Here is a 23185-nt window from a genome sequence, read left to right as displayed (position 1 = left end):
TCTAATTGGTGAAATAAAGTTGTTTCAAAAACTGAAAGTTAGCAAAAAGTTAGCATTTCACTAATCTCCACCTTACAAACCCCTATATACAAGGGTTCTAGGCGATGATTACATCATGCCGCCCATTCCGCCCATGCCGCCCATATCAGGCATGCCCATGCCGCCAGCGCCAGCAGGTTCTGGTTTATCAGCAACAACAGCTTCTGTCGTTAAGAACATAGCTGCTACAGAACCAGCGTTTTGTAGAGCTGAACGAGTTACTTTAGTAGGATCGACGATACCGGATGCAATCATGTTGACCCATTCGCCAGTAGCTGCGTTGAAGCCAGTACCTACTGCTTCGCCTTTAAGGCGCTCTACGATTACAGAGCCTTCAAGTCCAGCGTTGTGTGCGATTTGACGTACAGGCTCTTCGATGGCACGAAGAACGATTTTCACGCCTGTTGCTACGTCGCCTTCCGCTTGAATTTCAGCGATTTTATTGTATACGTTAAGAAGTGCTGTACCACCACCGGCTACGATACCTTCTTCAACAGCGGCACGAGTGGAGTTCAATGCATCTTCAATACGAAGTTTACGTTCTTTTAATTCTGTTTCAGTAGCTGCACCGACTTTGATTACCGCTACACCACCAGCTAATTTAGCAAGGCGTTCTTGTAATTTTTCACGGTCGAATTCAGAAGTTGTTTCTTCTAATTGAACACGGATTTGGTTTACACGAGCTTGAATTTGAGCTGTATTTCCAGCACCTTCAACGATCGTTGTATTTTCTTTTGTAACAACCACTTTAGACGCACGGCCTAATGAATCGATTGTTGCAGATTTAAGGTCAAGACCGATTTCTTCAGTGATTACTTCGCCGCCTGTAAGAGCTGCGATGTCTTCAAGCATTGCTTTACGACGGTCACCGAATCCTGGAGCTTTAACCGCAACTGCATTGAATGTTCCACGAAGTTTATTCACAACAAGAGTTGCAAGCGCTTCGCCTTCTACATCTTCAGCAATCAATAATAGCGGTTTCCCTTGTTGAACAACTTGCTCAAGTACAGGAAGGATTTCTTGGATATTCGTGATTTTTTTATCTGTGATCAAGATGTATGGATTCTCTAGGACAGCTTCCATTTTATCTGAATCAGTAACCATGTATGGAGATGCATATCCACGATCGAACTGCATACCTTCTACAACGTCCAATTCAGTAGTGAAACCTTTTGACTCTTCGATTGTGATGACGCCGTCGTTACCAACGCGCTCCATTGCTTCAGCAATCAGTTGGCCCACTTCTTCATCAGCTGAAGAGATGGCTGCAACTTGTGCAATTGATTCTTTGTTTTCAACAGGTTGGGAAATGGCTTTCAATTCTGCAATTGCAGTATTGACCGCTTTCTCGATTCCTTTACGGATACCCATTGGGTTAGCACCAGCTGTTACGTTTTTAAGACCTTCACGGATCATGGCTTGTGCAAGAACCGTTGCAGTCGTTGTACCGTCACCAGCTACGTCGTTTGTTTTGCTTGCTACTTCAGCAACCAATTTCGCACCCATGTTTTCGAATGCATCTTCGAGTTCGATTTCTTTAGCGATCGTCACACCGTCATTAGTGATAAGCGGTGAACCGAATTTTTTCTCAAGAACCACGTTACGACCTTTTGGTCCAAGCGTTACTTTAACTGCATCTGCAAGTGCGTCCACACCACGAAGCATGGAGCGGCGTGCTTCTTCACTAAATTTAATTTCTTTAGCCATTTATAAGTACCTCCCTAAAATTTAAGAAAATTTTCGTTCAGTTAAGTATGATGTATAATTAGCCGATTACAGCTAGAATGTCGCTTTCACGTAAAATTAAGTATTCAGTATCTTCGTATTTAACTTCAGTACCTGCATATTTTGAGAAGATAATTAGATCGCCTTGGGCAACCTCTAAAGCAACACGTTCGCCATTTTCAAGGACACGGCCAGTACCAACAGCTACTACCTTACCTTCTTGTGGCTTTTCTTTTGCAGTATCAGGAAGAACAATACCGCTTGCAGTTTTTTCTTCAGATTGAACTAGTTCAATAATAACGCGATCACCTAATGGTTTTAACAAGTGAAACAACCTCCTCATATTCTCTTGATAATTTGTTTCATGATTATTAGCACTCTTCATCATCGAGTGCTAACACATTTATAATATTAAATAAACCGAGCCTTTTTTGCAAGTATCTTATCGAAAATTTTTTATTAATTTCTGATAAATTACGGGTATACTACTTTAGCATAATGATTCTTTTAACAAAGTGACTGAAATGTTTGATTAGGGGTACCTTTAAGTGGTGTTATGCTTCAATATTTGATACCATTTTGGAGTATGCGTTTATTGATTGTCCCCATATTTGGAACGTTCTAAGCGAAATGGGTGACAAAATAAAAGGAGTTTTCATTTTTGAAAAAAGAATATTGGTTCGTCATCATCACTTACATTGCCATGCAATTATCCAGTATCGTTGGGGTACCCATTTTCATGCTGATCGGGTCTTCAACTGGAATGCCTGCTGATGAACTCCAAGTGAAGTCTGCAGCATACTGGATCGTATTCAGCTTTCTCGTTGCTCTATCCTTGATTCTTTTTTTAATAAGAAAAGATATGAGGGAAAAGGTGGACACAAGGAATCAAGACTCTATTCCCATGTCCATATTATGGGCAATAGCAGGAGTGTTCATGGCTCTTTTTGCGCAAAGCATTGCCGGGAGCATTGAACAGATGCTTGGGGTGGAGCCTGAATCTGAAAATACGCAGCAGCTCATTTCACTCATTTACCAAGTCCCCATGGTCATTTTCGTCACTTCAGTAATTGGACCTATATTGGAAGAAATCATTTTCCGGAAAATCATTTTCGGATCACTTCATAAACGCTTTAACTTCTTTATTTCAGCTTTACTCAGTTCAGTTATTTTCGGCTTGGCGCATGGTGAATTGGAACATCTTCTTTTATATTCGGCAATGGGCTTCACCTTTGCTTTCCTTTATGCGAAAACGGGCCGCATCATCGTGTCCATTAGCGCTCATGTTGCGATGAATACGCTTGTTATCATCCTTCAAGTGGTATATCGGAAAGATATTGAGAAGATGATAGATACTGCACAGGCATTCATCGGAGGTTTATTATGAAACGTCAATCACCATTATTCATGGGCATCATCTATGCAGGCTTAGGAGCTCTTTTTACCGCTATCGCGATTCAAACCGTCAGTTCTACAGGATGGGGAATCTTTGCCTACATACTTGTACTGATCGCGACCCTGGACTTTGGATCGGGATTACGCATGATCATGCTTCACTTTAAGATTAAAGCCGCCCAAAAAAATAAGAAAAAATAAAAAACGCTGCTATGATGCAGCGTTTTTTTCATTCCTCCAATGCAGCTTCTTCCATTACAGGATAATGTTTCAGAAAATAGATGAGCGACTGAAGCTCCACAGCCAGGTCAATGTGGTGAACCCTTATGGATGGAGGTACTGTCAGCCGTGCAGGTGTGAAATTCAATATTCCTTTTATATCGGCTTTGACTAGACGATCGGTTATCGTCTGGGCTACCTGGGCAGGCACTGTCAAAATAGCCGCAGTAATATTATTTTCCTGCAATAGTGTATCGATTTGATCCATATGGTAGATTGGCACATCAGCTATTTGCTTGCCGACCTTATCTTCAGAGACTTCGAATGCCATTTCAATCTTCGTATTATTATTTTTCATGAAATTGTAATTTAAAAAAGCGGTCCCTAAATTTCCTACCCCGATTAAAGCGACTTTTGTCAATTCATCCTGATCTAGTGTTTTTCTAAAGAAGGATAATAAATAATTGACATTGTAGCCGTAGCCTTTTTTCCCAAGCGCGCCAAAGTAGGAAAAATCACGGCGAATGGTAGCAGAATCCACTTTTACGGCTTCGCTTAGCTCTGCCGAGGAAACTCTTTGTTTGCCTGAGGAATGTAAGTTTTTTAAAAATCGATAATACAATGGCAACCTTTTGGCTGTTGCCTGCGGTATCTTTGGGTCATGGTTCATCATTCTTCCCCGCCTTCACACATGCTTTTCAACTTAATCTCTATCTGTTTGTTTTACTTGTCTTTTATAATCGTTGCTAGAAAATCCGCCTGTTTTCTCCACTAAGAATGTAGGCCCGATTACCATTCCCTTATCAATGGCCTTACACATGTCATAAACAGTCAAGGCAGTCACGGATGCAGCTGTTAACGCTTCCATTTCCACACCTGTACTCCCTTTTGTCTTAGCTTCCGTTTCAATCCTAAGCCTATATCCTTGATCTTCCTTTTCCCAATCAAAGGCTATATTGACCCCTTGCAGAGCAATGGGGTGGCACATCGGAATTATATTGGATGTATTCTTGCTGGCCATTATTCCTGCAACTTGTGCAACAGCCAGTACATCACCCTTTTTCAATTTCTGGTTCGTGACCAATTCATATATTTCATCGTTCAATAAAATGCTCGATTGAGCTATAGCCGTCCGGGTTGTTTCAGGCTTAGCACTCACATCAACCATTTTGGCCCTGCCTTGCTCATTAAAATGCGTTAAGTCTCCCATTTAAGTAACCCCTCCTAAATCATACACTATTATTCCACTTTATGTAACAGCTTGTTTTAGCTTGGAACCAAGCTGTTGCCGATAATAACTAAAATACGTTACACTAACAATAATCAATTGAGGTGAAATCTATGATTTTATTACAAATCAATCAACTATCGAAATATTATGGAGCTGAACTTATTTTATCAAATATGAAGCTCGAAGTTCAAAATAAAGATCGAATTGCACTTGTTGGCCGTAACGGCGCCGGGAAATCCACTCTGCTAAAAATCATAGCCGGGCAGATTTCCCATGATGGCGGTGAAATAATCAAACCAAAAGGCGTCACCATCGGATATATGGCCCAGGATACGGGACTGGAATCGGAACTTACCATTTGGGATGAGATGCTGACAGTATTCAAGGACCTTATAGAGCAAGAAAAAGAACTGCGTCGCCTTGAGGCCGATATGGCCAGACCTGACATCTTTGAAAACGAAGTAATTTACCAAAAAGTGTTGAATGAATATGACACTTTGATGGTAGCATTCAAGGAAAAGGGCGGTTATCAATATGAAGCGGATATCCGTTCCGTATTGCATGGACTTCAGTTTGCTGACTTTGACTATTCTACCCCAATTTCCACTTTAAGCGGTGGGCAAAAAACTAGACTTGCTTTAGGGAAACTGCTTTTAAGGAAACCGGATATATTGATTCTGGATGAGCCAACGAACCATTTGGATATCGAAACGCTCTCTTGGCTTGAGCAATATTTACAAGGCTACCAAGGAGCTGTTCTTATTGTTTCCCATGACCGCTATTTTCTAGATAAAGTCGTAAACCAGGTATATGAAATTTCCCGGAACAACATGAAAAAATACTATGGTAATTATAGTTCTTACCTAGAGGGCAAAGCGGAAGATTATGAGCGGGACATGAAGCTTTTCGAGAAACAACAAGGGGAAATCGAAAAGCTTCGCGACTTTGTCCAACGCAATATCACAAGGGCTTCCACCACGAAAAGAGCACAAAGCAGACGCAAACAGCTCGAAAAGATGGATGTATTGGACAAGCCGCAAGGTGATGAAAAATCCGCAAATTTTTCATTCCAGATTGAAAAGCAAAGCGGAAATGAAGTGCTTCACCTTCAGGACCTGGCTATCGGCTACGAAGGGGAAATGGTATCAAAAAATATAAATTCCCGGATGACAAAAGGAGAGAGCATAGCTCTTGTTGGCCCAAATGGCGTTGGGAAATCAACGTTATTGAAAACGATCATCTCTAGACTGCCTGCACTTTCCGGGGATTTCCGTTTCGGAACGAACGTCGAAGTCAGTTACTACGATCAGGAACAGGCTAACCTTGTTTCCAATAAACGCGTACTCAATGAATTATGGGATGACTATCCCCTTAAACCGGAAAAGGACATACGCACCGTACTCGGTAATTTCCTTTTTAGCGGGGACGATGTTTTAAAAACCGTTTCCACACTAAGCGGCGGCGAAAAGGCACGGCTTGCTCTAGCCAAAATGATGATGGAAAAAGGGAACTTTTTAATTCTTGATGAACCAACGAACCATTTAGACCTCGATAGTAAATTGGTGCTTGAAAACGCATTGATCGATTATCCGGGAACTATTCTTTTCGTTTCACATGACCGTTATTTCATTAATCGGATAGCAACGAAAGTGATCGAGCTCTCCAAAGACGGCAACGAAGAATTCCTCGGTGATTATGATTACTATGTGGAGAAGAAACAGGAGCAAGCGGAAATCAAAGCACTTGAACAGGAGAATCAAGCGAAAACCTTAGATGTATTCGTAGAAAAAACAAATTATAAAATCGATAAAGAAGCAAAAAAAGCCGAACGTCAGCGAAAACGGCGCATTGAGGATATCGAGGCTGCCATGGAGCTTCTTGAAACCGAAATAAACGAGTATAATGAACTTCTTTGTGACCCAAATGTTTTCCAAGATCATGAGAAAGTAATGGAAGTCCAAACAAAGCTTGATAAAGCACAGGAAAAATTGGACCGGCTTCTCGAAGAATGGGCTGAGCTGGAAGAATGACAATTGACCGAGTCAAATGACTCGGTCTTTTCTTTTTCATGTAAAATGGTTCAGAAAGTTATCCACAAACTTGTTAACAAATCACTTACCGTTCACTAGGCATTAATTTGAGTTATACACATTATCCACAGAAACATATCCACTTATCCACAAAACCACCCATTTATACACACCCAGTATGATTATCAAAAAAACTTTATCCACAGAATATTCTATTTTTTTATTAAACACGATAAAAAGGCAGGATGCCGAAGTTCGGAATCCTGCCTTCTCGTCAATCAAAATACTTCTATATCCAATCCAGGATTTCCGTTCAAATCCAATCCAGAGCGCTTTCCTTTTTCAAACATGACACTGCCAGCAGCACCGATCATGGCCGCATTGTCCGTACAAAGGTAGAGGGGCGGAATCGATATATCCATAGGTAAATCCTTAAAAGCTTCCGTTAACGCTTCCCTCAGGCCTTTATTTGCCGCAACTCCTCCAGCAAGCAGTACCTGCTTCACATTATATTCCTTTGCAGCCTTTACAGCTTTCATAACAAGCACTTCTATCACGCTTGCTTGGAAACTTGCCGCTAAATCTTTAGGTTCAATTTCTTCCCCGCGCTGTTCTGCATTATGCAAAGTGTTGATTACTGCTGATTTCAACCCGCTGAAAGAAAAGTCATAGCTGCCATCCAACCATGCCCGGGGCAGTTTCAAAGTTGGTGAGCCTTCTTGCGCAAGCCTATCTATATGCGGTCCACCAGGATAAGGGAGCCCCAAAGTTCGAGCCACTTTATCATACGCCTCTCCTGCTGCATCATCCCGCGTCTCCCCTATCACCTTGAAAGAACCCGGTTCTTCTAAAAGCACCAATTCCGTATGACCTCCCGAAACGACTAAAGAAAGGGCAGGATATTGGATTTCCTGAATAAGTCTATTTGCATAGATATGGCCTGCAATATGATGCGTACCAACAATCGGGATTCCATGTGCGAAAGCTACAGCCTTAGCTGCATTCACGCCTATTAATAGTGCCCCTACAAGTCCGGGGCCTTCTGTAACGGCAATGGCATCCAAATCTTCATATGTCACACCTGCCTGGAGCAGTGCCTCTTCAAGAACAATCGTAATTTGCTCTACATGGTGACGGGAAGCTATTTCGGGGACGACACCGCCAAAACGTTTATGGCTTTCTATTTGTGAAGCCACGACATTGCTCAGTATTTCTGTTCCATTTTTTATGACAGCTGCCGCAGTTTCGTCGCAGCTGGTTTCAATTCCTAATATAAGTTGATCTGTTTTCATGAAAAATTCACCCACATAACATAAGCATCTTCTTGATTATCTGTATAATAATTTTTCCGGATTCCACCCATTTGGAAACCTAGTTTTTCGTAAAGTGAAATGGCGACTGCATTACTGACACGGACCTCAAGCGTCATCCTCACCACACCCATCGCAATGGAGATTTCAATCATCTTCCTGAGCAAGGCTTCTCCAAGCTTTTGCCCTCGGTATTCAGGTAAAATAGCAATATTGGTAATGTGCGATTCATCAATGACGATCCACGCACCGCAATAACCGGCAATTTTCCCCTCATCCTCTATCACCATGTACACAGCATATTGATTATGATTCAATTCATTAAAAAAGGCTTCCCGGCTCCAAGGCAATGTAAAGGACTGCTTTTCCACGTTAAGCACTTGGTCGATATCTTCCGTTTTCATCTTTCGGAACGTCAATGTTTTACTCATAATAATCGGTCGCTTTCCTTTTTTATTTCCCCTGCTGTTCAAGCCACTTAGCTTCTGCTTCAGCCATGCGAATATAATTCGGTACAAACTGGTGAACATCCACTTCGTCCTTCTCAAGACCAATGAAAGCAAGTTCGCTTGGTCTTGAGTTAAAGGACTGTACCGGAGCAAATACTGCTAAATTGCCCAATGCATCCGTAATAGCATCCCGATGGATATCCACATCTTGACCAACAAATAAAACGGGACGATTTAATTCCTTCAATCGAATCGCCCACTCAGAGGATAGAATATTACAATCTTCCATGACTGTTTTTAACAAATCGTTTTCCATTTCATATAATCCAGTATAAATCTGCCCTCTTCTTGCATCGAACAAGGGAGATATCAACCCGTTAAAATAACGTCCATTGGCTGCTAATACTTCCAAACTGGATACACCTGATAACGGAATCTGAAGCGTCCATGCCAAGGTTTTCGCAATCGTCACACCAATCCTGACACCTGTATAGGAGCCTGGACCTTGAGCGACCACTATCTTAGTCAATTCCTTAGGATTAGTATCACAATCACTTAGCAGCGTTTCAATTGCTGGCATTACCCGAACCGAATGATTTTTCTTTAGGTTCGTCGTATACTCACCAATTACTTGACTCCCGTTTACCAGTGCAATCCCTAATGTAAAATTCGATGTATCTATAGCTAAAACCTTCATCAAATAATCTCCTTACATAACGTTACATATCGTTCGCCTTTGGCCTCTAAGACAATACGCCTGCTTGTATCACTAAGACGATAAATATATATGGTCAAGATTTCATCCGGGAGATGATCCTTTATTAAATGGGCCCATTCAACGACAGTCACACCATCACCTTCAAAATATTCATCAAAGCCTAAATCATCTTCTGATTCACTTACCCGATATACATCCATATGATATAAAGGCAGTCGCCCCATGTATTCCTTTATTATTGTAAAAGTAGGGCTATTTACTACTCTAGTTACACCTAATCCTTTAGCTAGCCCTTTTGTGAATGCCGTTTTTCCTGCACCCAGGTCACCTTCTAAAGCAAGTACATCACCACTCGAAAGTTTTTGTGCCAATTCATGCGCAAATTGCGCTGTTTCTTCTTCACCCTGAGAAATCCATTCAAAATGTTGCATATATCAATCACCTTTATCATTATTAGGAAAACGTCCTATAGTTCATATCAAGAGAACCATAAACGCAGTATTATGGAACAATAACCATTCTATATGTAGTTTACCTTGTTTCAAAAGAAGAAACAAATAAGTTAGGGACATAATTATTCGAATTTCGGATAAAACAAAAAAACGAAACCTAAGTTTCGTTTTTTTCATGATTGCGGGGACAGGATTTGAACCTGCGACCTTCGGGTTATGAGCCCGACGAGCTACCGGACTGCTCCACCCCGCGACGGTATAAATGCTACTTTTATAAATTTAGTATTCCCATTTTCTCAAAAAGGATACGAAGATTATAGCTTGGCGGCGTCCTACTCTCACAGGGGGAAACCCCCAACTACCATTGGCGCTGAAGAGCTTAACTGCCGTGTTCGGAATGGGAACGGGTGTGACCTCTTCGCTATCGCCACCAAACATTTAATCTTTTTTCAGTACATTCATTATCATATCATGTATGAGATCAAAATGCAAGAAGAAATTTTCATTCCTTCAAAACTAGATAATAAGAAGGTATTTCATTTTTTAAAAAGCGTTGGTTAAGTCCTCGATCTATTAGTATCAGTCAGCTCCACATGTCGCCACGCTTCCACCTCTGACCTATCAACCTGATCATCTTTCAGGGATCTTACTAGCTTGCGCCATGGGAAATCTCATCTTGAGGGGGGCTTCATGCTTAGATGCTTTCAGCACTTATCCCGTCCGCACGTAGCTACCCAGCTATGCCTTTGGCAAGACAACTGGTACACCAGCGGTGCGTCCATCCCGGTCCTCTCGTACTAAGGACAGCTCCTCTCAAATTTCCTGCGCCCGCGACGGATAGGGACCGAACTGTCTCACGACGTTCTGAACCCAGCTCGCGTACCGCTTTAATGGGCGAACAGCCCAACCCTTGGGACCGACTACAGCCCCAGGATGCGATGAGCCGACATCGAGGTGCCAAACCTCCCCGTCGATGTGGACTCTTGGGGGAGATAAGCCTGTTATCCCCGGGGTAGCTTTTATCCGTTGAGCGATGGCCCTTCCATGCGGAACCACCGGATCACTAAGCCCGACTTTCGTCCCTGCTCGACTTGTAGGTCTCGCAGTCAAGCTCCCTTGTGCCTTTACACTCTACGAATGATTTCCAACCATTCTGAGGGAACCTTTGGGCGCCTCCGTTACTCTTTAGGAGGCGACCGCCCCAGTCAAACTGCCCACCTGACACTGTCTCCCACCCCGATAAGGGGCGCGGGTTAGAATTTCAATACAGCCAGGGTAGTATCCCACCAACGCCTCCACCGAAGCTAGCGCTCCGGCTTCTCAGGCTCCTACCTATCCTGTACAAGCTGTACCAAAATTCAATATCAGGCTGCAGTAAAGCTCCACGGGGTCTTTCCGTCCTGTCGCGGGTAACCTGCATCTTCACAGGTACTATAATTTCACCGAGTCTCTCGTTGAGACAGTGCCCAGATCGTTACACCTTTCGTGCGGGTCGGAACTTACCCGACAAGGAATTTCGCTACCTTAGGACCGTTATAGTTACGGCCGCCGTTTACTGGGGCTTCGGTTCAAAGCTTCGCTTGCGCTAACCTCTCCCCTTAACCTTCCAGCACCGGGCAGGTGTCAGCCCCTATACTTCGCCTTGCGGCTTCGCAGAGACCTGTGTTTTTGCTAAACAGTCGCCTGGGCCTATTCACTGCGGCTTTTCCGGGCTATTCACCCTAAAAAGCACCCCTTCTCCCGAAGTTACGGGGTCATTTTGCCGAGTTCCTTAACGAGAGTTCTCTCGCACACCTTAGGATTCTCTCCTCGCCTACCTGTGTCGGTTTGCGGTACGGGCACCTTACATCTCACTAGAGGCTTTTCTTGGCAGCGTGGAATCAGGAACTTCGGTACTATATTTCCCTCGCCATCACAGCTCCGCCTTAATGGAAACGGGATTTGCCTCGTTTCCGGCCTAACTGCTTGGACGCGCATATCCAACAGCGCGCTTACCCTATCCTTCTGCGTCCCCCCATCGTTCAAACGATGTATAGGTGGTACAGGAATATCAACCTGTTGTCCATCGCCTACGCCTTTCGGCCTCGGCTTAGGTCCCGACTAACCCTGAGCGGACGAGCCTTCCTCAGGAAACCTTAGGCATTCGGTGGAAGGGATTCTCACCCTTCTTTCGCTACTCATACCGGCATTCTCACTTCTAAGCGCTCCACCAGTCCTTCCGGTCTGACTTCAACGCCCTTAGAACGCTCTCCTACCATCGACACCTAATGGTGTCAATCCACAGCTTCGGTGATACGTTTAGCCCCGGTACATTTTCGGCGCGGAGTCACTCGACCAGTGAGCTATTACGCACTCTTTAAATGGTGGCTGCTTCTGAGCCAACATCCTGGTTGTCTAAGCAACTCCACATCCTTTTCCACTTAACGTATACTTTGGGACCTTAGCTGGTGGTCTGGGCTGTTTCCCTTTCGACTACGGATCTTATCACTCGCAGTCTGACTCCCAAGAATAAGTATTTGGCATTCGGAGTTTGACTGAATTCGGTAACCCGTTGGGGGCCCCTAGTCCAATCAGTGCTCTACCTCCAATACTCTCATCTTGAGGCTAGCCCTAAAGCTATTTCGGAGAGAACCAGCTATCTCCAGGTTCGATTGGAATTTCTCCGCTACCCACACCTCATCCCCGCACTTTTCAACGTGCGTGGGTTCGGGCCTCCATTCAGTGTTACCTGAACTTCACCCTGGACATGGGTAGATCACCTGGTTTCGGGTCTACGACCTCATACTCATTCGCCCTATTCAGACTCGCTTTCGCTGCGGCTCCGTCTTATCAACTTAACCTCGCATGAAATCGTAACTCGCCGGTTCATTCTACAAAAGGCACGCCATTACCCATTAACGGGCTTTGACTACTTGTAGGCACACGGTTTCAGGATCTATTTCACTCCCCTTCCGGGGTGCTTTTCACCTTTCCCTCACGGTACTGGTTCACTATCGGTCACTAGGGAGTATTTAGCCTTGGGAGATGGTCCTCCCTGCTTCCGACGGGATTTCTCGTGTCCCGCCGTACTCAGGATCCACTCAGGAGGGAACGAAGTTTCAACTACAGGGTTTTTACCTTCTTTGACGGACCTTTCCAGGTCACTTCATTTACCCCGTTCCTTTGTAACTCCATGTTGAGTGTCCTACAACCCCAAGAGGCAAGCCTCTTGGTTTGGGCTAATTCCGTTTCGCTCGCCGCTACTCAGGAAATCGCATTTGCTTTCTCTTCCTCCGGGTACTTAGATGTTTCAGTTCCCCGGGTCTGCCTTCAGTACCCTATGTATTCAGGTAAAGATACTGTTCCATTACGAACAGTGGGTTTCCCCATTCGGAAATCTCCGGATCAAAGCTTACTTACAGCTCCCCGAAGCATATCGGTGTTAGTCCCGTCCTTCATCGGCTCCTAGTGCCAAGGCATCCACCGTGCGCCCTTTCTAACTTAACCGTTAAAAAGATCTTACAGATGCTTTGAAAAAAATTAATTGCCTTCTATCTATTATCTAGTTTTCAAGGAACAAAGCAGAAAGAATCCATCACATCGTGATGTTTTTCTTCCCTATCTGAATGAATTACTCATTCAAAACTGAACAAAACAAAAGCGCTCTCGTAATTATCCTTAGAAAGGAGGTGATCCAGCCGCACCTTCCGATACGGCTACCTTGTTACGACTTCACCCCAATCATCTGTCCCACCTTAGGCGGCTGGCTCCATAAAGGTTACCTCACCGACTTCGGGTGTTACAAACTCTCGTGGTGTGACGGGCGGTGTGTACAAGGCCCGGGAACGTATTCACCGCGGCATGCTGATCCGCGATTACTAGCGATTCCGGCTTCATGTAGGCGAGTTGCAGCCTACAATCCGAACTGAGAATGGCTTTATGGGATTCGCTTACCTTCGCAGGTTTGCAGCCCTTTGTACCATCCATTGTAGCACGTGTGTAGCCCAGGTCATAAGGGGCATGATGATTTGACGTCATCCCCACCTTCCTCCGGTTTGTCACCGGCAGTCACCTTAGAGTGCCCAACTGAATGCTGGCAACTAAGATCAAGGGTTGCGCTCGTTGCGGGACTTAACCCAACATCTCACGACACGAGCTGACGACAACCATGCACCACCTGTCACTCTGTCCCCCGAAGGGGAAAGCCCTATCTCTAGGGTTGTCAGAGGATGTCAAGACCTGGTAAGGTTCTTCGCGTTGCTTCGAATTAAACCACATGCTCCACCGCTTGTGCGGGCCCCCGTCAATTCCTTTGAGTTTCAGCCTTGCGGCCGTACTCCCCAGGCGGAGTGCTTAATGCGTTAGCTGCAGCACTAAAGGGCGGAAACCCTCTAACACTTAGCACTCATCGTTTACGGCGTGGACTACCAGGGTATCTAATCCTGTTTGCTCCCCACGCTTTCGCGCCTCAGTGTCAGTTACAGACCAGAAAGTCGCCTTCGCCACTGGTGTTCCTCCAAATCTCTACGCATTTCACCGCTACACTTGGAATTCCACTTTCCTCTTCTGCACTCAAGTTCCCCAGTTTCCAATGACCCTCCACGGTTGAGCCGTGGGCTTTCACATCAGACTTAAAGAACCACCTGCGCGCGCTTTACGCCCAATAATTCCGGACAACGCTTGCCACCTACGTATTACCGCGGCTGCTGGCACGTAGTTAGCCGTGGCTTTCTGGTTAGGTACCGTCAAGGTACCAGCAGTTACTCTGGTACTTGTTCTTCCCTAACAACAGAACTTTACGACCCGAAGGCCTTCTTCGTTCACGCGGCGTTGCTCCGTCAGACTTTCGTCCATTGCGGAAGATTCCCTACTGCTGCCTCCCGTAGGAGTCTGGGCCGTGTCTCAGTCCCAGTGTGGCCGATCACCCTCTCAGGTCGGCTACGCATCGTCGCCTTGGTGAGCCATTACCTCACCAACTAGCTAATGCGCCGCGGGCCCATCTATAAGTGACAGCGTAAACCGTCTTTCCATCTTCTCTCATGCGAGAAAAGAACGTATCCGGTATTAGCTCCGGTTTCCCGAAGTTATCCCAGTCTTATAGGCAGGTTGCCCACGTGTTACTCACCCGTCCGCCGCTAATCTCAGGGAGCAAGCTCCCATCGATTCGCTCGACTTGCATGTATTAGGCACGCCGCCAGCGTTCGTCCTGAGCCAGGATCAAACTCTCCGAAGAAATGTTTGACTTGCTCATTTTGCTTTTTTGATAGTGTGTGCTCACTCAAAATTTAACGTTGGCGCTTTGTTTTGTTCAGTTTTCAAAGAGCAATAATAATAATAATGGAGCGGGTGAAGAGAATCGAACTCTCATCATCAGCTTGGAAGGCTGAGGTTTTACCACTAAACTACACCCGCATTTAATTTTTAGGATATTTTCAGAAAGAATGGTCGGGAAGACAGGATTCGAACCTGCGACCCCTTGGTCCCAAACCAAGTGCTCTACCAAGCTGAGCTACTTCCCGTAAAATATGGTGCGCCCGGCGGGAGTCGAACCTACAACCTTCTGATTCGTAGTCAGATGCTCTATCCAATTGAGCTACGGGCGCTAAATTCTATGATGTTATTGGTGCGGCCGAGAGGAGTCGAACCTCCACGGGGTTTCCCCCACTAGGCCCTCAACCTAGCGCGTCTGCCATTCCGCCACGACCGCGAAAGCGACTTTGTAAGCTTAACACCTTTTCAACTTGATGTCAAGAAGAAAAATATCAGTGCGGGTGAAGGGACTTGAACCCCCACGCCTTGCGGCGCCAGATCCTAAGTCTGGTGCGTCTGCCAATTCCGCCACACCCGCGAAAATAAATGGTGAGCCATGAAGGATTCGAACCTTCGACCCTCTGATTAAAAGTCAGATGCTCTACCAACTGAGCTAATGGCTCCAAATGAAAATGGCTGGGCTAGAAGGGATCGAACCTTCGCATGACGGAATCAAAATCCGTTGCCTTACCGCTTGGCTATAGCCCATTAATCAAATACTAATTAACAGCCAGGTTAATATTATATCACCATAATATTATCTTAGCAAGTATTTTTTAAAAAAAATGGCGGTCCCGACGGGAATCGAACCCGCGATCTCCTGCGTGACAGGCAGGCATGTTAACCGCTACACCACGGGACCAGTATTATTAGAAAGTGACCCATACGGGATTCGAACCCGTGTTACCGCCGTGAAAGGGCGGTGTCTTAACCGCTTGACCAATGGGCCTTGATAAAATGTGTAACTGGCGGAGAAGGAGGGATTTGAACCCTCGCGCCGCTTACGCGACCTACACCCTTAGCAGGGGCGCCTCTTCAGCCTCTTGAGTACTTCCCCAAAAAATGGCTCCGCAGGTAGGACTCGAACCTACGACCGTTCGGTTAACAGCCGAATGCTCTACCACTGAGCTACTGCGGAATAATGAAAATTGGGTTCCTTTTTCACGCTCAAGGACCTTAGTGTTTGTCGTGAAGAACAAGTTGTTATCTTGTCGACTCTTATGATTATAAAGAGGTTGCAGCCTAAAGTCAAGGGTTCTTTTGTGTTTTTTTATATTTTTGTTTTTTCTTCCTTGAACCCTTGGTAAATCAACGTTCCACGACATTTACCACAAACGAAACGGGTAGTGTCGATTCGTTTTTTTCTTACATACACCTGCTGACAGTCTTCACATTTATATTGAATAGTATTCATCTTTCTCTTTACTTGGTTTGATGGGAGTGGCTCACAAAATCTCGGTGCCCCGACTTTTTTGAGTAATTGCTTAAAGTCCGCATCACGATGCTGATACCCTTTCTTCTCGATGTGCAGATGATAATGGCACAATTCATGTTTTATGATGCCAATCATTTCTTCCACACCGCGTTCATCAAGATACTTCTTATTGATTTCTATATTGTGTGAACGCAGCAAGTATCGACCTCCTGTAGTTCGGAGACGCGGATTAAAAGTGGCTACGTGGTTAAAGGTCTTTTTAAAGTCTTTCAACGAAATTTCTTCGACTAGTTTTTGCAATTGCAGATTATCCATTTCCCCCTCCCTTTCCTTGGTAACATGACAACCCATTATAACATAGACTAATAATACAATAGGAAACTAAGGGAGGAAAAGCTATGCCTAATTGGTTCCAGAATCAAATACGTAAAGCCTTTTATGAAAAGGATTATTATCAAGTGAAGATGTTGAATCAATGTTGGTTTTTTTATCAAAAAAAAGAAAGTCTCCGGTTATAGATTCAACTGTGTTCGAAATATAACATACATTCGCTTCGTTAAAAAAACCCCTTCTAATATAGAAGGAGCTTTCCATAGGCTAGATTTGATTCTTTGGCTCGAGCATAGTTAAGGAAACCCTTTGCTTTTGAGAGTCGACCAGTTCTACCCAAACCGTCACAACATCCCCAACGGCAACTATATCCAAAGGGTGTTTTACAAACCGGTTGCTTAGTTTGGAAATATGTACCAGTCCATCCTGTTTGACACCAATGTCCACAAACGCACCGAAATCCACAACATTCCTCACTGTGCCTTGTAATTCCATCCCAGTTTGTAGATCCTCCATTTTCAGTACATCCTGCTTAAGCAGTGGTTTTGATAATTCATCCCGAGGATCTCTTCCCGGTTTCATCAAATCATCAATGATATCTTGAATCGTAATTTCCCCAATTTCCAATTCATTGACTAACTCGGCCGGATTTAGTTTCCTTAATTCTTCATTAAGTGCATCACTGCCTAAATCCACAGATGTGAATCCCATTTTCTTCAACAATTTATTCACGGCACTGTAGTTCTCAGGATGTATCGCAGTTTGATCCAAAGGCTCATCTCCATTAATGATACGCAGGAACCCTATGCATTGTTCATATGTTTTGGCACCAAGGCGGGGAATCTTCTTTAATTCCTTCCTGCTTGAAAACTTCCCTTCCACTTCCCTTTTCTTCACAATATTTTGAGCAACCGATTTTGATAAACCAGCTACATATTGTAATAGTGACGATGAAGCGGTATTGACGTTCACGCCCACCTGGTTAACAGCTGTTTCTACTACAAAGGTGAGGGATTCCGTTAATTTTTTCTGGGACACATCATGTTGATACTGTCCTACCCCCACGGATTGAGGATCGATTTTAACAAGTTCGGCAAGGGGATCTTGGAGCCTTCTGCCAATTGATACGGCGCTTCTCTGCTCTACTTGAAGATCCGGAAACTCTTCACGGGCAATATCCGAGGCTGAATACACACTAGCTCCCGCTTCATTAACAATAATATATGAAATATTCCCGTTCACTTCTTTTAGAATATCTGCGATGAATTGCTCTGATTCACGCGATGCCGTCCCGTTGCCGATTGCTACAATCTCAACTGAGAACCGCTGAAGTATTTCGATTGTTTTTTCCCGGGCAGCATTAAACTTCGCAACAGGAGGATGCGGATAGATTACACTGATATCCAGTACCTTTCCCGTTTCATCAATGACAGCCAACTTACAGCCCGTCCGATATGCCGGATCGAGAGCGAGGACCACTTTCCCTTTAAGCGGAGGCTGCAAGAGCAGGTTCCGGAGGTTTTCAGAGAAAATATGGATTGCTTGATCCTCAGCTTTTTCCGTCAGCTCTTTTCTGATTTCCCGTTCCACCGAGGGCATGATCAAACGCTTAAGTCCATCTTCAATTGCCGATTTAAGAACATCTTGGGCTTCAGATTTGTTATTTTTAATGATTTTCCGTTCCAGATGACCAATGATGATTTCCGTACGAGGCTGAATGGATATTCGTAAAACCTCTTCCTTTTCACCTCTATTAAGTGCCAAAACCCGATGGGGTACGATCCTTTGAACCGGCTCCTCATATTCATAGTACATCTCGAAGATTCTTTTCTCGTCCTTCTCCTCATTTTTCACAGTCGAAATTATTTTTCCAGCTTTGAAACTTTCAGCCCTTATCCACTTCCTTAATTCTGCATCATCGGAAATATGTTCTGCTATGATATCCTGCGCTCCTGCAATAGCCTCTTCAATAGAAGGAACTTCTTTTTCTGCGGATACGAATTCAGTGGCTTTTTCGCTAACTCGAGCATGGATTTGACATTCAAGAAGCCAAGTAGCCAGTGGTTCAAGACCCTTTTCTTTAGCGACCGTCGCTTTCGTTCTCCTTTTTTGCTTGAATGGCCTGTATAAATCTTCGACTTCCTGCAGTTTTGTCGCCTTCTCGATTTGCCTTTTTAATTCTTCCGTCAATTTCCCCTGTTCACCAATCGAACGCGTAACTTCCGCTTTCCTCTGGCCTAAGTTTTCCAGGTAGTTCCACCTTTCCATGATGGATCGAATCTGCACTTCATCAAGTGAACCTGTCATTTCTTTTCTATATCGGGCAATAAAGGGAACAGTATTCCCCTCTTGCAGCATCTGTATGACGTTTTGAACTTGATGATTTTTCAAAGTTAGCTCATTGGATATTTGTTTAATCAATTCTTTTAATGTATCTTCTACAACGATCATTATGTTTACCCCCAACCTTTTGATCTTATATATATAGTCTAGCAAATGAGAGATGAAGTTGCGAATTCAACACAAAAAAGCTCACTTCCGAATTACGACGAAAGTAAGCTTCCTAAAATGAAAGTTGTATCATCTGCAGTTGTTGGACTGCTTTCTAAAATGCATTTGGCGTTCTTATCGATAGGGACCAGCCTTTTTAAAAAAGATTTAGCTCCCTTAAGTTCTAAACCATCGGAATGAAGAATGAATTTTGCATTTGGTTCAAATTTGTAGCTCTGCGTCCGGTATTTTTGTTTCCTGCCGGATAAATACCCTGTAACAGGTAAAGGGTAAACTAGTTTGTCGTCCCTTGGATTATACAGAAAAAAGCGGATGTTACCCACTGAACTGTATACAAATTCATTCTTGTCATAAAATATCTTCAAAATGGAAACGGCGGCCCCCCGCTTATCGATTAAAACTTGATTACACACTGCCATTAGTGATTCTACATCCAACTCATGATTACGTTTTACTTCCTCGATGACGGCATGGGAAGATTCGTAAGCGTTTTTCCCGCTACCTAGCCCATCAGCCAGTACACACACAAAGTACTCTTTCGTATGAAGAAAGAAGTAATCATCACCACAATAAACCATCCCGTTTTTTGAGGATTGAGAGACAAGGACTTCAATTCTTTCTCCCCTCAGAATATCTTTGATCACTGAATTAACTCCGAGTTTTCAGCATTAATCGCTTCTTGAAGTTTCTTGATCGCGCGTCGCTGGAGTCTCGACACATGCATTTGAGAAATTCCAAGTTTATCGCCAGCTTCTTTTTGACTTAAATTTTCTAAATAAGTATGTTGAATGATCATCTTTTCACGGTCACTTAACACATGCAGCACCTTTTCGAGCACGAGGCGCTGATTGACCTTTTCAAAACCTTCATCGACATTACCGAATATATCAAGTAATGTGACAGTACCGCCATCAGAGTCCGCCTCAATAGAATGATCAACAGATAAAGCTTGATAGCTTTTTCCCATTTCCATCGCTTCTAAAACTTCTTCTTCAGTCACTCCTATACAATCGGCTATTTCATCTATTCTTGGTGAACGATGAAGTGTCGTTGTTAATTCCTCGACAGTCACCCTGATTTTTGGACCAAGTTCCTTTATTCTTCTTGGCACATGGACACTCCAAGTTTTGTCACGCAAGAACCTTTTGATTTCCCCAATTATAGTAGGGACGGCAAATGCCTCAAAGCTCTTACCAAAGGATTCATCATATCGTCGGATGGCACCTAATAAACCAATCATGCCGACCTGGGAGATATCCTCCTGAAACGATTTTCCTTTCGCGTACTTACGGGAGATTGTTTCAACCAAACTTTTATAATGGATGACTAGATTGCTCTGTGCTTCATCATCTTGGTCTTGCTGATAAGCTCTAATCCATTCATTTACCTGTTCTTTTTGTGCCTGATTAGGTTGAGACTGTTTTTGCATCCATCTCCACCTGCTCTCCTTCTAAAAACTTAGTCATAAATACTGTAACCCCGTCATGCTGATGAATTTTCACATCATCCATCAGAGTTTCAATGAGGTAAAGACCCAAGCCTCCTTCTCTCAAGAGTTCGACTTTTTGTCCATTTTCGTATGGACCGAGCCCTTGACGAACCTCTTCGAAATTACAGCTCTTACCGCTATCAGAAACCATGACCTCCAAACGGTCAGGATAAAGCCCGAAACTCACTTTCACTTCACCTTTTTCGGAATCCTTATATGCATGCTGTACTGCATTTGTACAAGCCTCACTGGTTGCGATTTTCAAATCCTCAATTTCATCATACGCAAACCCCATCCGGCTACCTATTCCAGAAAGCGTTAAACGAATGACACCGATGAATTCCGGTTTTGCAGGTATTTTCATTTCGATGTAATCATATACTTGACTCATTCTAACCCACCTTCTGTACCACTTTTTATATCAATGATATCTGCAAGACCAGTAATATCAAATAAACGTCGTAACCTTTCTGATAACCCAACTAAAGTGAATTCGCCATTATGTGCCCTTACGCTTTTAAAAGCACCGACAAATACCCCAAGTCCCGTACTATCCATATAGGAAACTTCGGTTAAATCAATAGTAATCGAAACATTGTCCTGCTCTGAAATCGGAAATAGTGATTCCCTTAGTTTTGGTGCAGTATAGGCATCGATTTCACCTTTTAGTTTTACAATAAATTCAGTATTTAATTCATTAACATCTACAGTTATATTCATCCTTGACCCACCTCTTTAAATGCTCATCTTTCTTATATCTATACCCAGCGAAAACAATACTAAACATTTGATTTTAAAATTATTAATGTGAAATCATCCCGCAGTTGGAAGTTCTGCATTTTTTCCAATTGCTTATATATATTATTCACCATTTCCTGGGCTTGTAAGTGCATATTCTTTTTAATGAAACCAATAAGCGTTTCCCTTTCTATAAACCCATCATTCGTCCGGCACTCCGTTACTCCATCAGATAATAAAATGATCATGTCTCCGCCATTCACCGTTTTTTCATATTGGCGATACCTTGTTTTTTTATCAACTCCAAGCAACAAACCTTTTGCATCCAAATCGCTGAATGTACCTGTAGCGGCATCATAGTAAAATCCAGGTTCATGTCCAGCTGAAGCATAGGAAAATTGCCTGTCATGCGGATCATATAAACCATAGAACATAGTTATGAACATGCTTGGATCCACATTATGCTCCACAACACGGTTCAAACTCTCAAGCACGCTTTTCGGTTCATGTCGATGCTCCGGAAGACTATCCATCGCATATTTAATCATCGACATGCACAATGCAGCAGGAATGCCTTTTCCTATGACATCAGCTATCCCTACCCCGATTCGCTCATTTTCATCTTGAACAAAATGATAATAATCTCCATTCATCTGTCTGGCCGGAACACTGATCGCCCCAATTTCAAGAGCTTTGATATCAGGAATTTCCGTTTCCAAAAGAGTATGTTGAACGTTTGCCGCAATCTCAATTTCCGTTTTCAGTTCCTGCTGTTGATGTCTAAGGCTTTGATGTTCACGGTATGCTATGCCATAGCCCATCATGACTTCCAGCAAAAAATCGAAAGAATCCAATACTTTCCCCGGTAATTCCGGGTAAAGTTCCATTAAGTTATTTTTATGCATACTGATGATTTCTTCAGGAGATATATTGTATTTAATATGTAGGCGGCTAATCTTTTGCCCTTGGTAGAGTGCTTGCTCATTTTGGTCTTTAAGATAAGTAGAAAGCGCCTCATGATACTTTTTCTCCATGTTCTCCCTAATATCCATAGTCCCCCCCTAACGGAGCCATTTCGTAGCGACAATCTTAGTCCCTTCACCTGGTATCGATTCAATATCGAAGTCATCCATTAAACGTTTGACTCCCGGAAGGCCTGCCCCCAGTCCCCCTGAGGTGGTATATCCATCTTCCATGACTTTCCGGATATCCTCAATTCCCGGCCCTTTGTCCTCTGCAATGATTTTCAATCCTGACTTCCCATTTTTATTTGGCTTCTCTATGCTAACACTGCCTTGTCCAGCATATAGGTATATATTTCGGGCCAATTCGCTTATAGCCGTTGTGATCCTTGCCTGGTCTACAGTGCCGAACCCCAACTCTTTAGCGACATTTCTTCCGAGCTGCCTTGCAGCTACGATGTCCCATTCATTTATGATTTTTACGCAGGATTGGAACTCCATTCTTTAATCCCCCAATTCCTGTTGTAATTTCTCCAGGCCTTTCTCTAGATCTAATGCTGTCAGAACATCATCGAGACTAATTCCCAGTTCAATTAATGTTATTGCAACAGCAGGCTGGATCCCCGTAATTACAACCTTGGCCCCCATAAGCTTAGACATGCTAAAGACATCGCCTAATACCTTTGCGATAAAGGAATCTATAAAATCTATTGAGGTAATATCTATAACTACGCCATTCGCGCTTGTTTCATGAATCTTATGCAATAAATCCTCTTGAAATTGAAGGGCTGTCTCATCATCCAATTCCCACTGTATAGAGACTAACAAGCAGTCATAAAGCTTTAATATCGGAATCCTCATAC

Annotated in this window: 21 protein-coding genes, 12 tRNA genes and 3 rRNA genes; 4 read left to right on the top strand and 32 right to left on the bottom strand. The window is 43.6% G+C overall.

Going from position 1 to position 23185, the window contains the following annotated elements:
* Positions 1-108: 108 nt before the first annotated feature.
* Complete coding sequence (groL, locus tag QUF78_RS02440; RefSeq protein WP_063235581.1) at positions 109-1746, bottom strand: chaperonin GroEL; 1638 nt, start codon at positions 1744-1746, stop codon at positions 109-111.
* 58 nt (positions 1747-1804) lie between these two features.
* Positions 1805-2089, bottom strand: coding sequence for a co-chaperone GroES (gene groES, locus QUF78_RS02435; RefSeq protein WP_053348954.1), 285 nt, complete (start codon positions 2087-2089; stop codon positions 1805-1807).
* 336 nt (positions 2090-2425) lie between these two features.
* On the opposite strand from groES, the gene QUF78_RS02430 reads away from it, so the two are divergent.
* Positions 2426-3151: a CPBP family intramembrane glutamic endopeptidase gene (locus QUF78_RS02430; protein ID WP_289323430.1), complete on the top strand. Its 726-nt coding sequence runs from the start codon at positions 2426-2428 to the stop codon at positions 3149-3151.
* Entirely contained in the window at positions 3148-3360 is a 213-nt protein-coding gene (locus QUF78_RS02425; protein ID WP_289318772.1) for a YdiK family protein, read from the top strand. The genes QUF78_RS02430 and QUF78_RS02425 overlap by 4 nt, the downstream gene beginning before the upstream one ends.
* A gap of 28 nt (positions 3361-3388) precedes the next feature.
* Here QUF78_RS02425 and QUF78_RS02420 read toward each other — a convergent pair whose 3' ends face one another.
* Both QUF78_RS02420 and moaC read right to left on the bottom strand, forming a co-directional pair.
* Positions 3389-4051, bottom strand: coding sequence for a redox-sensing transcriptional repressor Rex (locus QUF78_RS02420; protein ID WP_289318771.1), 663 nt, complete (start codon positions 4049-4051; stop codon positions 3389-3391).
* Between the two features lie 30 nt (positions 4052-4081).
* Positions 4082-4588, bottom strand: a complete 507-nt coding sequence (gene moaC, locus QUF78_RS02415) for a cyclic pyranopterin monophosphate synthase MoaC (RefSeq protein WP_289323429.1) — start codon at positions 4586-4588, stop codon at positions 4082-4084.
* A 131-nt stretch (positions 4589-4719) separates the two neighbouring features.
* Here moaC and QUF78_RS02410 point away from each other — a divergent pair, with 131 nt between their 5' ends.
* Positions 4720-6639, top strand: a complete 1920-nt coding sequence (locus QUF78_RS02410; protein WP_289323428.1) for an ABC transporter ATP-binding protein — start codon at positions 4720-4722, stop codon at positions 6637-6639.
* A gap of 278 nt (positions 6640-6917) precedes the next feature.
* On the opposite strand, the gene tsaD is transcribed toward QUF78_RS02410, so the two are convergent.
* The 20 genes from tsaD to QUF78_RS02310 all read right to left on the bottom strand — a co-directional run bounded on the left by tsaD (position 6918) and on the right by QUF78_RS02310 (position 16607).
* Positions 6918-7931, bottom strand: coding sequence for a tRNA (adenosine(37)-N6)-threonylcarbamoyltransferase complex transferase subunit TsaD (gene tsaD / locus QUF78_RS02405; RefSeq protein ID WP_289323427.1), 1014 nt, complete (start codon positions 7929-7931; stop codon positions 6918-6920).
* Positions 7928-8380, bottom strand: a complete 453-nt coding sequence (gene rimI / locus QUF78_RS02400) for a ribosomal protein S18-alanine N-acetyltransferase (protein WP_289318767.1) — start codon at positions 8378-8380, stop codon at positions 7928-7930. Before rimI ends, tsaD begins: the two co-directional genes overlap by 4 nt.
* A gap of 22 nt (positions 8381-8402) precedes the next feature.
* Positions 8403-9095: a tRNA (adenosine(37)-N6)-threonylcarbamoyltransferase complex dimerization subunit type 1 TsaB gene (tsaB, locus tag QUF78_RS02395; RefSeq protein WP_289318766.1), complete on the bottom strand. Its 693-nt coding sequence runs from the start codon at positions 9093-9095 to the stop codon at positions 8403-8405.
* Positions 9095-9547: a tRNA (adenosine(37)-N6)-threonylcarbamoyltransferase complex ATPase subunit type 1 TsaE gene (gene tsaE / locus QUF78_RS02390; protein ID WP_289323426.1), complete on the bottom strand. Its 453-nt coding sequence runs from the start codon at positions 9545-9547 to the stop codon at positions 9095-9097. Before tsaE ends, tsaB begins: the two co-directional genes overlap by 1 nt.
* Positions 9548-9747: 200 nt before the next feature.
* Positions 9748-9821, bottom strand: a tRNA-Met gene (locus tag QUF78_RS02385).
* A gap of 66 nt (positions 9822-9887) precedes the next feature.
* Positions 9888-10003 (bottom strand): 5S ribosomal RNA (gene rrf, locus QUF78_RS02380).
* 118 nt (positions 10004-10121) lie between these two features.
* A 23S ribosomal RNA gene (locus tag QUF78_RS02375) occupies positions 10122-13054 on the bottom strand.
* A gap of 175 nt (positions 13055-13229) precedes the next feature.
* Positions 13230-14780 (bottom strand): 16S ribosomal RNA (locus tag QUF78_RS02370).
* Together the 16S, 23S and 5S rRNA genes with 12 tRNA genes alongside form the textbook arrangement of a ribosomal RNA operon.
* Before the next feature lie 105 nt (positions 14781-14885).
* Positions 14886-14959, bottom strand: a tRNA-Gly gene (locus QUF78_RS02365).
* A 30-nt stretch (positions 14960-14989) separates the two neighbouring features.
* Positions 14990-15066, bottom strand: a tRNA-Pro gene (locus QUF78_RS02360).
* A gap of 7 nt (positions 15067-15073) precedes the next feature.
* A tRNA-Arg gene (locus QUF78_RS02355) sits at positions 15074-15150 on the bottom strand.
* 18 nt (positions 15151-15168) lie between these two features.
* Positions 15169-15254, bottom strand: a tRNA-Leu gene (locus QUF78_RS02350).
* 59 nt (positions 15255-15313) lie between these two features.
* Positions 15314-15395, bottom strand: a tRNA-Leu gene (locus tag QUF78_RS02345).
* A 9-nt stretch (positions 15396-15404) separates the two neighbouring features.
* Positions 15405-15480, bottom strand: a tRNA-Lys gene (locus QUF78_RS02340).
* A gap of 10 nt (positions 15481-15490) precedes the next feature.
* Positions 15491-15565, bottom strand: a tRNA-Gln gene (locus tag QUF78_RS02335).
* 78 nt (positions 15566-15643) lie between these two features.
* A tRNA-Asp gene (locus QUF78_RS02330) sits at positions 15644-15719 on the bottom strand.
* A gap of 15 nt (positions 15720-15734) precedes the next feature.
* Positions 15735-15806, bottom strand: a tRNA-Glu gene (locus QUF78_RS02325).
* A gap of 17 nt (positions 15807-15823) precedes the next feature.
* Positions 15824-15914: transfer RNA gene (locus QUF78_RS02320), tRNA-Ser, on the bottom strand.
* A 6-nt stretch (positions 15915-15920) separates the two neighbouring features.
* Positions 15921-15995: transfer RNA gene (locus QUF78_RS02315), tRNA-Asn, on the bottom strand.
* Between the two features lie 132 nt (positions 15996-16127).
* Positions 16128-16607, bottom strand: coding sequence for a SprT family protein (locus QUF78_RS02310; protein WP_289323425.1), 480 nt, complete (start codon positions 16605-16607; stop codon positions 16128-16130).
* A gap of 83 nt (positions 16608-16690) precedes the next feature.
* On the opposite strand from QUF78_RS02310, the gene cmpA reads away from it, so the two are divergent.
* Positions 16691-16810 (top strand): cortex morphogenetic protein CmpA, encoded by a 120-nt coding sequence (gene cmpA, locus QUF78_RS02305; RefSeq protein ID WP_089364909.1) that lies wholly within the window; start codon positions 16691-16693, stop codon positions 16808-16810.
* A gap of 79 nt (positions 16811-16889) precedes the next feature.
* Here cmpA and QUF78_RS02300 read toward each other — a convergent pair whose 3' ends face one another.
* From QUF78_RS02300 to QUF78_RS02265, 8 genes are all read right to left on the bottom strand, one after another.
* Complete coding sequence (locus tag QUF78_RS02300) at positions 16890-19073, bottom strand: Tex family protein (RefSeq protein ID WP_289323424.1); 2184 nt, start codon at positions 19071-19073, stop codon at positions 16890-16892.
* 92 nt (positions 19074-19165) lie between these two features.
* Positions 19166-19777, bottom strand: a complete 612-nt coding sequence (locus tag QUF78_RS02295) for a PP2C family serine/threonine-protein phosphatase (RefSeq protein ID WP_289323423.1) — start codon at positions 19775-19777, stop codon at positions 19166-19168.
* On the bottom strand, positions 19774-20562 hold the full coding sequence (gene sigB, locus QUF78_RS02290) for an RNA polymerase sigma factor SigB (protein WP_289323422.1): 789 nt from the start codon (positions 20560-20562) through the stop codon (positions 19774-19776). Before sigB ends, QUF78_RS02295 begins: the two co-directional genes overlap by 4 nt.
* A complete protein-coding gene (rsbW, locus tag QUF78_RS02285; RefSeq protein WP_034306366.1) occupies positions 20540-21013 on the bottom strand; it encodes an anti-sigma B factor RsbW in 474 nt (157 codons plus the stop codon). Before rsbW ends, sigB begins: the two co-directional genes overlap by 23 nt.
* The gene (locus QUF78_RS02280) at positions 21010-21342 is read right to left on the bottom strand and encodes an anti-sigma factor antagonist (protein ID WP_063236355.1); all 333 of its coding nucleotides are present in this window, start codon (positions 21340-21342) and stop codon (positions 21010-21012) included. Before QUF78_RS02280 ends, rsbW begins: the two co-directional genes overlap by 4 nt.
* A gap of 59 nt (positions 21343-21401) precedes the next feature.
* The gene (locus tag QUF78_RS02275) at positions 21402-22412 is read right to left on the bottom strand and encodes a PP2C family protein-serine/threonine phosphatase (RefSeq protein WP_289318758.1); all 1011 of its coding nucleotides are present in this window, start codon (positions 22410-22412) and stop codon (positions 21402-21404) included.
* Positions 22413-22421: 9 nt separating this feature from the next.
* Entirely contained in the window at positions 22422-22823 is a 402-nt protein-coding gene (locus QUF78_RS02270; protein ID WP_289323421.1) for an anti-sigma regulatory factor, read from the bottom strand.
* A gap of 3 nt (positions 22824-22826) precedes the next feature.
* Positions 22827-23183, bottom strand: coding sequence for an STAS domain-containing protein (locus QUF78_RS02265; protein ID WP_289323420.1), 357 nt, complete (start codon positions 23181-23183; stop codon positions 22827-22829).
* Between the last annotated feature and the right edge of the window lie 2 nt (positions 23184-23185).

Origin of the sequence: Peribacillus sp. ACCC06369 (assembly GCF_030348945.1) — a bacterium.
In the GTDB taxonomy this organism is placed as follows: Bacteria; Bacillota; Bacilli; order Bacillales; family DSM-1321; genus Peribacillus.
This window is presented reverse-complemented; position numbering and strand designations above follow the sequence as displayed.